Genomic DNA, 8991 nt, shown 5'->3' with positions numbered 1-8991 from the left:
AAGATCAAGCTGGTACTGACCCGTCACGAGCAGTCTGCAGGCTTTATGGCCGCCACCTATGGCCGTCTGACCGGCAAGACCGGCGTCAGCCTGTCGACCCTCGGCCCTGGCGCCACCAACCTGGTTACTGCCAGCGCCTACGCCTACCTGGGCGGCATGCCGATGATGATGATCACCGGCCAGAAGCCGATCAAGAAGTCCAAGCAGGGCCGCTTCCAGATCATCGACGTGTGCGGCATGATGGACCCCATCACCAAGTACACCCACCAGTTCGCCTCGGCCGACAACATCCCGTCGCGCATGCGCGAAGCCTTCCGCCTGGCCGAAGAAGAAAAGCCGGGTGCGGTACACCTGGAGCTGCCGGAAGACATCGCCGCCGAGCAGACCGATGCACTGCCGATCCCGCGCAGCCTGCACCGCCGCCCGCTGGCCGAGCATGTGGCCATCGAAGCCGCCGTCGAGAAGCTGCAGAACGCCCGTAGCCCGATCCTGGTGATCGGTGCTGGCGCCAACCGCAAGATGACCGCCAAGGTCCTCAAGCAACTGATCGACAAGACCGGCATCCCGTTCATCACCACCCAGATGGGTAAGGGTGTGGTCGACGAGCGCCACCCACGCTTCCTGGGCAACGCCGCCCTGTCGTCCGGTGACTTCGTGCACCGCGCCGTCGAAGCCGCCGATCTGATCATCAACATCGGCCACGACGTGATCGAGAAGCCGCCATTCTTCATGGTGCGTGGCGGTACTGAGGTCATCCACATCAACTTCCGCTCTGCCGAAGTCGATGCCGTGTACTTCCCGCAGGTCGAAGTGATCGGCGACATCGCCAACGCCGTGTGGCAGATCAGCGAAGCGCTGAACGACACCTCGCACTGGGACTTCACTCGCCTGATGGCCATCCGTGAAGCCAACGAAGCGCAAATCGCCGAAGGCGCTGACGACAACCGCTTCCCGGTCTACCCGCAGCGCCTGGTTGCCGACATCCGTCGCGTGCTGCCGTCCGAAGGCATCGTTGCCCTGGACAACGGCATCTACAAGATCTGGTTCGCCCGCAACTACAAGGCGCACAAGCCAAACACCGTGCTGCTGGACAACGCCCTGGCGACCATGGGCGCCGGCCTGCCTTCGGCCATGGCGGCACACCTGGTGCACCCTGACCGTCCGGTGATCTCGGTATGCGGCGACGGCGGCTTCATGATGAACAGCCAGGAGCTGGAAACTGCAGTCCGTCTGGGCATGCACATCACCGTGGTGATCCTGCGTGACGACGGCTACGGCATGATCCGCTGGAAGCAGGCCAACATGGGCTTCACCGATTTCGGCCTGGACTACGGCAACCCGGACTTCGTCAAGTACGCCGAAGCCTACGGTGCCAACGGCCACCGCGTGGAAAGCGCCGAAGGCCTGCTGCCGCTGCTGGAGCACTGCATCAAGACCCCGGGCGTGCATGTGATCGACTGCCCGGTCGATTACAGCGAAAACGACCGCATCCTCAACAGCGAGCTGCGTGAGCGCGCGCTGGCGGTGTAACGCTTGACAGGAACGGCGCCACCTCAAGGCTGGCGCCGTTCCCTGGAGCGGCTTGCGCTCCCTCCTTTCGTTCAGGAATCCCTTCTCTCAGCGATCAACCAGGGCCTGCAGACTGGTCAGGATGCTGTTGGCGTCATATGGCTTGCGGGTTACGGGCACGTCTTTCAGATGCGAGGGAATGCTGATGCCGTCGCCATAGCCGGTAGCGAACAGAAACGGAATTTGCCGGCGCTGCAGTTCATCGGCGACGGAAATCGACGTCCCTGTTCCCAGGTTCACATCCAGTATCGCGGCGTCCGGTGTGCGGCTGCTAATCAAGCGCATGGCCTCATCCTCGGAACCGGCGGTCATCACGTTCTTGATCTGTGCATCGTTGAGAATCTGCTCAAGGCCAACCGCGATCACCAACTGGTCTTCAAGGATCAGCACGCACAAGCCTGACCGGGCGGCAAAGGCATCGGCTGCACGGGTAACCGGCGCGGATGTATTCACAGGGTCGGCCGCTTCGGCCACGGACAGGTGTTTTGCAGGGATTCTGAACAACCCTTGCACGCCTTCGGCGTGATATTCCACTGTGCTGGTGCCACCCAGGTCGAATGGGATACTGCGTTCTATCAGCACCGAGCCAAAGCCATTGCGGCTGGGCGGGCGAACCGTTGGCCCGCCGCTTTCGCGCCAGGTAATGCTGCAGCTGTGGGTGGCGTCGATGGCCCAGCTTACGGCAAGTTTGCCGCTCGCCCGCGACAACGCGCCGTATTTGGCAGCATTGGTTGCCAGTTCGTGCAGCACCAAGGCCATGACCGAGTAGGCGCGGGCATCCAGGATAACGTTCGGGCCTTGCAGTTCAATCAATCCGGCGGCGGTGCGGTAGGGTGAAAGCTCTGCCTCCAGCAGCTTGGCCAGTCGCCCGCCACCGTCACCGCGTACCACCTGGTCGTGAGCGAGGGACAGCGCATGGATGCGCCCCTTCAATGTCGCCACGTAGTCCTGCAGTGTCTGGCTCTCCGAGGTCGGGTGGGCAACCAGCGCGCCAATCAACGACAGGATGTTCTTGACCCTGTGGTTGAGCTCTTCATTGAGGATGCGCTGGCGCACTTCTGCCTTCGAACGCTCGCTGGCCAGCAACTCGCTGTTATACAGCACCACCTCGACGATAGCGGTACGGATGGCGTCGCCAAACTGGCGGTCTTGCTCGGTCCAGGGCAGTGACTGCTGGTGAACGGTTTCTTTCCAGATCGCAAAGCTTTTGCGTGGTGTCAGGCGGTCGCCCAGTGCGCCGCTGTCATAGGTCTTGTTCGGGTCCCCGGCCCAGTCGAGTGTCTCGACCACTTCCTTGCGGAAGAAAATCAGGTAATCCCTAGGCTGCTGCGACATCGGTATGATCAGTACGCCAGACACATCGGTAAAGTACGCCTGGGCCGCAGGCAGCACCATCGACAGGCGGTTGGACGCCCAGGTACGGCCAGCGCTGACAATGTCTGCCAGGCGCAGCAGGTCGGGCACCGCCGATGTGGGCGGCGTCAGCCCGGCGGATGACCAGCGGCCTTGCAGCGACATGCCGATGCCGTCGCAGGGGATCAGCGACATAAGCCGGGGCAGGCGCGCACGGAAGAACCCATCGATGTCTGCAGCCCGGTTGGCGTCAAGCAGCATACTGTCCAGCGCTTTGTGAACGTGCACGGCGGCTTCAAGCTTTTGCCGGCTGCGCAGGGTCTCGATATGCAGCGAGAAGAATTCGCCGAACATTTCCGCCGCCACACGTTGCCCCATGGCCAGCGTGCGTGGTGCATAGTGATGGCAGGCGATCATCCCCCACAGCTCTCCATTGACGATGACCGAAATCGACATGGAGGCCCCCACGCCCATGTTGCACAGGTATTCGCAGTGGATCGGCGAGACGCTGCGCAAGTGCGCATAGGAAAGGTCGAGCGGCTCGCCCGAGGGGTCGAGCACCGGGTCGATGGCGACTGTCTTGAACTGGGCATCCGAGATCACCCGGATCGGGTTGCGCAGGTAAAGTGCGCGGGCCTGCTTGGGGATGTCGGAGGCCGGGAAATACTGGCCCATGAAGCTTTCAAGGTCGCTGCGCCTGGCCTCTGCAACCACCTTGCCGGCGCCGTCGGCACCCAATTGGTAGATCATCACCCGGTCGTAACCGAGCACGGCCCGGACAAAGCGGGCAGCATCGCGGAACAGCTTGCTGGTCTGGTCGATGTCGCGCAGTTGGGCGATCAGCGTGCGGGCCAGCTCGATTGGCTCGGCAATGCTCGCGCCAGCGGGCTCGAACTCGAGGATAGCCGTGCCTTTGAACACGTGGGCGGCAACGTCGACAGCCTCGCCGCTGGGCAGCTTCACACCGAAGCTGTGCGCCGGCCGCGAGGCCTCCCGCGTGCGGGCCAGCGCGTTGCGCAGGGTATGCGCCACCTCATCCCCGAGCACCGCATGCAGCTTCTGGCCGTTGATGTCGCTTGCTACGCCCAGCATTTGTGGGGCATTGGCCGAATGACGCAAAACGACGGTGGCCGAGGCATCGCACGCCAGCAGGCAGCCATGGGGCTGGATGCTGCCAGGTATCTGAATAGGCTCGCGGTCGCAGTTGGTCAGGTTTACTTGGGGGTTGAATGTCATGGGCCGTGCCTGTGGAGGATGAGGAGGCTGCCAGCAGGGCCGCCAACGTCAGCCTAGCAGGCATGCCCGCCTTTGGCATAGCGAGGCGAAAAGGGCCGTGCTGGCTCATGACGGGTGTTCCCCTCGATCATCAGCGAACCCCAGCTCACGGATGAACATCGAAAACAGTTCAGGGTGAGACGAGATATTCAATTTCGCGTACAGGTGGCGCCGGTGCACCTTGATGGTTTCTGGCGAGATGCCCAGCCGTTGCGCCATCGCCTTCGACGAATAGCCGCGCAGGAGGAAAGGACGAGAAGGCCGCATGTGCCGCCTTTTACCTGTGGAGTACAGATGTGCTCTTGTCGATATGCCTTGAAGGCAAACGGCGATCAATGGTCTCATCCGCACCTGAGCCAACTGGTATTGAACGATGATTCGCCCGCTGTTTGTTTCCATCGATGGGCCTAAAGGCACCGGCAAGACCACGCTGCTGGAGGCCGTCACCCAAGCCCTGAGAGTGGACGGGAAAAAGGTGATCCGCCTTTGCGAAAAAAAGAGCGATCCCTACCGGGGCGAAACCATGGCGCTGGTCAACAAGCTCGCCAGAAACCCTTGCCGAGATCTGGAATTAAGGGTGTGCGAGCGCTTCGCTGAAAGCCGCGCCTGGATTTCCCGGCACGTACTGCCCAAGCAGCCAGCCGACAGCATCGTCCTGATTGATCGCTGGTACCCCTCTGACGCCGCGTTTCGCCGCACGGTGCCGTTTGACCAGATCTTGCGATTGAACCTCGACCTAAGCGTGCAAGTGCCAGATTTGCATGTCGGGGTTGTCACTGCCCCTGAAACCTCGTGGGCAAGGGCTGCGGCACGCACGCGTGGCCTGGGCAGTACGGTGATATACAACCTGGATGAACAGGTTGCCTGCACCGAGGCTTTCGAGCGGGCGCTCGTAAAGCACGGCTGGGTGTTGTGCCGTAATGAAGGGGCCATCGAAGACGCGACGCGGCAGGTGGTTGGCGAGATTGACCGCGTACTGCTATCGCGTTGAGCGCTCGTGCGCCTCTGTGCAAGCTGGCTTGCCGGCGCAAAGGCCGGCTTGGGCAACCATGCGTGGATGATCAGGCGCTCTGGCGGTCGATATCACGGCGCAGGACAACCGACGTGGTAATGTCATCAACCGATTCGTGACGTGCCACGTTGTCGCGCACCTGATTGAGGTCGTCGATTGTTCGGGTTTCCACCTCAACCACCAGGTCAAGCTGCCCACTCACCGAGGAAACCCGCCGCACGCGTGCGTCCGTTGCCAACTGGTCGAGCAGCCCCATGGCAGGTGTGCGGTGCAAGGTCACCAGCAGTATCGCGCGTATGACATTGGCGTCTATTTCGCCGATATCCGCACGGTATCCTCGAATGATCCCGCTGCGTTCAAGGTTGGCCACACGCTCGGTAGTGGCGCTTCTGGAAAGGCCTATGCGGCCGGCTAATGCCTTCAGCGCAATGCGCGCGTCCTTCGAAAGTACTTCAAGAATCTCACGATCTTTTGCGTCAAGTTCACGCATTGCACCACCTGATAAGCTCGCCGTCATTATGCCGGTCGGTACCGGCATAATGCCTGTCGATCCCGACCGTATGCAGGGTGTCGGTTTCGGCAGTGCGTGACAAGCTATTGAAAAACAATTTGCTCGCTCGGAACGTGATGATATGACAGACCTTTCCCACCCGGCACCTCGGTTTTCGGCAAGCGATGCAGAGGGCCTCGCAAAAGATTTTTTCAATGTCACCGCTACAGCAACCCCCCTGGACGGGGAGCGGGACCGCAATTACCGGTTGGATACGGGCGTCGATGCGGGCTGGATACTGAAAATCGTCAATTCCAGCGAACCCCGGGTAGAAAGCGAGTTTCAAACCGCGCTGCTCGATCATCTGGCCGTGCATGGCGCGCACCTGGGTGTGCCTCACCTTCGCGCCAGTGTGGCGGGTGACTATCTGCCATCCGTGGCCAGCGCCACAGGTGAACAGCATGCCATGCGCCTGGTCAGTTGGTTGGCCGGCACGCCGCTTGCCGAGGCCAAGCGCTCTGTCGCGCTGATGAGCAACTTTGGCCGGGCACTCGGTGAACTTGACCGCGCCCTGCAGGGGTTCATGCACCTTGGTGCCGTCCGTGACCTGGACTGGGACTTGCGCCATGCCGCACGCTCCCGTTCGCGCTTGCACTACATCAAAAGCCCCGAGCGTCGGGCCATTGTCGAGCGTTTTATCACCCGGTTCGAACACACTGTACAGCCCCGGCTGGCATCACTCAGGGCGCAGGTGATCCACAATGACGCCAACGACTGGAACATCCTGGTCGATGCCGAAACCACCCGCCATGTGACCGGCTTCATCGACTTTGGCGATGCCGTGCATACCGTGCTGATTGCCGAGGTCGCGATCGCCTGTGCTTACGCCATTCTCGACATGGACGACCCGATCGGCGCTGCCGCAGCGCTGGTGGCCGGATTCCATGAAAAGTACCCATTGCAAGCGCAAGAGCTTGACGTGCTGTTCAACCTGATTGCCATGCGCCTGGTTATCAGCGTAACTTTCTCCGCTTCCCGGCAAGATCAGACAGAAGACAACCCTTACCTGGCGATCAGTGAAGCGCCAGCCTGGCGCCTGCTGGAACAGCTTGATTCGATGAATCCACGGCTGGCCACCGGCATCCTGCGCAAAGCCTGCGGTTTCGATGCCATCGAGGGGGCGGGTGCAGTGCGCCGCTGGATCGCCGATAACCACACATCATTTGCCGACCTGGTGCGCCCGTCAGCCGCCGTCCTCAACAAGGTGATCGCGCCATTTGGCGACGCCAGCCACGAGATGACCATCGCCTCAGCCGAGCAGCGGCCTGCCGATGCGACGCGCTGGTGGAATGCGTTCTCTGCCGCGCACAATGTGCCTCTGGCCATCGGGCCATGGGGTGAGTTACGTACCATTTATACGGACAGCGCATTCGAGTCGCGCTTCATCAAGGGGCAGCGCCGCACCTTGCATGTGGGGGTCGATCTGGTGATGCCCGCCGGTACGCCGTTGTACGCGCCGGTCGCTGGCACCGTCAAAAGCGTTGAGGTTGAACCAGACCCGCTGGGCTATGGTGGGCTGGTGATGATCAAGCACAGCCCGTCAGGTTGCCCGCCATTCCTGACCCTGTGGGGGCACCTGGCCCACGAGGCGCTCAGCCGCTTGAAGGCCGGTGACAAGCTCGAAGCCGGCGACCTGGTGGGCTACATGGGCACCGATACTGAAAACGGCGGCTGGATTCCCCACCTGCACCTGCAGATGACCACCGATACCCAGCTGAGCGCGAGTGAGGTCATTGGCGTTGGAGAGCCCGAGTACCGCGAAGTGTGGGCTGACCTGTTCCCTGATGCGTCGACCTTGGCCGGCATCCCGCCAGAAACCTACAACCAGCAGGGAATGACCAAGGCCCAGATCATTGCCAAGCGTAAAGAGCTGCTGCTACCGAACTTGTCAATTTCGTACACCGACCCGATCAAGTTCGTGCGCGGCGATGGCGTATGGCTGATCGACAACTTCGGGCGGGCCTACCTGGATTGCTTCAACAACGTGTGCCACTTGGGCCATAGCCATCCCGACGTGGTCGACGCCTTGACCCGCCAGGCTGCACGACTTAACACCAACACCCGTTACCTGCACGACAACATCGTCGAGTACGCCGAGCGGCTGACCGGCACGTTGCCAGAGGGCCTTTGTGTGGCGTCATTCGGCTGCTCGGGCAGTGAAGCCAACAGCCTCATGCTGCGCATGGCGCGCAACTACACCGGTAGCGACCAGGCGATCGTGCTGGACTGGGCTTACCATGGCACCACGCAAGAACTCATCGACCTAAGCCCTTACAAGTACAAGCGCAAAGCCGGCAAGGGCAGGGCGGCGCACGTATACGAGGCGGTGGTTCCAGACAGCTACTACGCGCCCGAGCACTGGCCATTGGAAGAGCACGGCAAGCGGTTTGCCGAGTCGGTGGCAGAGCAGCTGGACGCCATGCGCAAAGCCGGCAAGGGCCCGGGGTTCTTCCTTGCCGAGTCGATCCCCAGCGTGGCGGGGCAGGTGTTCCTGCCCGAGCATTACCTCAAGGAGGTATACGCCATGGTTCGCGCCGAAGGTGGGCTGTGCCTGGCCGATGAGGTGCAGGTCGGGTTTGGCCGCGTCGGTAGCCACTGGTGGGCGTTCGAGACCCAAGGCGTAGTGCCGGATGCTGTCACTATGGGCAAACCGATTGGTAACGGCCACCCGATGTCGGCGGTGGTGACCACGCGCGAGGTTGCCGATGCTTTCAACAACGGCATGGAGTACTTCAATACGTTCGCCGGCAACCCCGTGTCGTGTGCGGTGGGCCTGGCGGTGCTCGATGCAATCGAGCGCGACCAGCTGAAAGAGAATGCCTTGAGCATCGGCAATTACCTGCTTGAGGGTTTGCGCAAACTTCAGCAGCGATTCGATGTGATTGGTGATGTACGCGGGTTGGGCCTGTTCCTCGGCATCGTGTTGGTCACGGACCGCACGTCGAAGGCTCCGGCCACGGCCTTGGCCAGGAAAGTTGCCGATGGCGCCAGAGAACGCGGTGTGTTGATCGGTACCGAAGGCCCGCATGACAACGTGCTGAAAATGCGTCCTTCCATGATTTTCAGCCGGGCCAATGCGGACTTCCTTCTGGAAGTGCTGCAAGACAGCTTCATTGCGGCGCTGAAGTGAGGTGCACCCAGTGAGATTCTGAGAAGTCCGTTCAAGAACGCCCCCAGGCTTCCCTGAGAAAGCATCTGCTTGACTACCAATATTCACTTTGTCGAGCACGGC

Annotated in this window: 5 protein-coding genes and 1 pseudogene; 3 read left to right on the top strand and 3 right to left on the bottom strand. The window is 61.5% G+C overall.

Annotation, left to right across the window (positions count from 1 at the left end):
- Positions 1–1530, top strand: a 1530-nt coding sequence (locus B9A31_RS26555) for an acetolactate synthase large subunit (protein WP_084297551.1), incomplete at its 5' end; no start/stop codon positions are given.
- Between the two features lie 87 nt (positions 1531–1617).
- Here B9A31_RS26555 and B9A31_RS26550 read toward each other — a convergent pair.
- Positions 1618–4158 carry an HWE histidine kinase domain-containing protein gene (locus tag B9A31_RS26550; RefSeq protein ID WP_019096371.1) on the bottom strand — a complete coding sequence of 847 codons (2541 nt, stop codon included), beginning with the start codon at positions 4156–4158 and terminating at the stop codon, positions 1618–1620.
- A gap of 105 nt (positions 4159–4263) precedes the next feature.
- Positions 4264–4443: pseudogene (locus tag B9A31_RS26545) on the bottom strand (response regulator transcription factor); the annotation flags it as partial.
- A 127-nt stretch (positions 4444–4570) separates the two neighbouring features.
- Here B9A31_RS26545 and B9A31_RS26540 point away from each other — a divergent pair.
- Positions 4571–5188, top strand: coding sequence for a dTMP kinase (locus B9A31_RS26540; RefSeq protein WP_025754970.1), 618 nt, complete (start codon positions 4571–4573; stop codon positions 5186–5188).
- 70 nt (positions 5189–5258) lie between these two features.
- Here B9A31_RS26540 and B9A31_RS26535 read toward each other — a convergent pair whose 3' ends face one another.
- The gene (locus B9A31_RS26535) at positions 5259–5699 is read right to left on the bottom strand and encodes an Lrp/AsnC family transcriptional regulator (protein WP_084297550.1); all 441 of its coding nucleotides are present in this window, start codon (positions 5697–5699) and stop codon (positions 5259–5261) included.
- Positions 5700–5841: 142 nt separating this feature from the next.
- Between B9A31_RS26535 and B9A31_RS26530 the strand changes: the two genes are divergently transcribed.
- Positions 5842–8889 (top strand): aminotransferase class III-fold pyridoxal phosphate-dependent enzyme, encoded by a 3048-nt coding sequence (locus tag B9A31_RS26530; RefSeq protein WP_084297549.1) that lies wholly within the window; start codon positions 5842–5844, stop codon positions 8887–8889.
- Positions 8890–8991: the final 102 nt, after the last annotated feature.

Source organism: Pseudomonas sp. URIL14HWK12:I5 (assembly GCF_900176445.1).
Taxonomy (GTDB): Bacteria; Pseudomonadota; Gammaproteobacteria; order Pseudomonadales; family Pseudomonadaceae; genus Aquipseudomonas; species Aquipseudomonas monteilii.
Note: the sequence above shows the minus strand (reverse complement) of the source record. Positions and strands in the feature narration are given on the sequence as shown.

Coding starts and splice junctions, on each gene's coding strand:
- B9A31_RS26550 (WP_019096371.1), bottom strand. CDS start 4,158: ATGACATTCAACCCCCAAGTAAACCTGACCAACTGCGACCGCGAGCCT.
- B9A31_RS26540 (WP_025754970.1), top strand. CDS start 4,571: ATGATTCGCCCGCTGTTTGTTTCCATCGATGGGCCTAAAGGCACCGGC.
- B9A31_RS26535 (WP_084297550.1), bottom strand. CDS start 5,699: ATGCGTGAACTTGACGCAAAAGATCGTGAGATTCTTGAAGTACTTTCG.
- B9A31_RS26530 (WP_084297549.1), top strand. CDS start 5,842: ATGACAGACCTTTCCCACCCGGCACCTCGGTTTTCGGCAAGCGATGCA.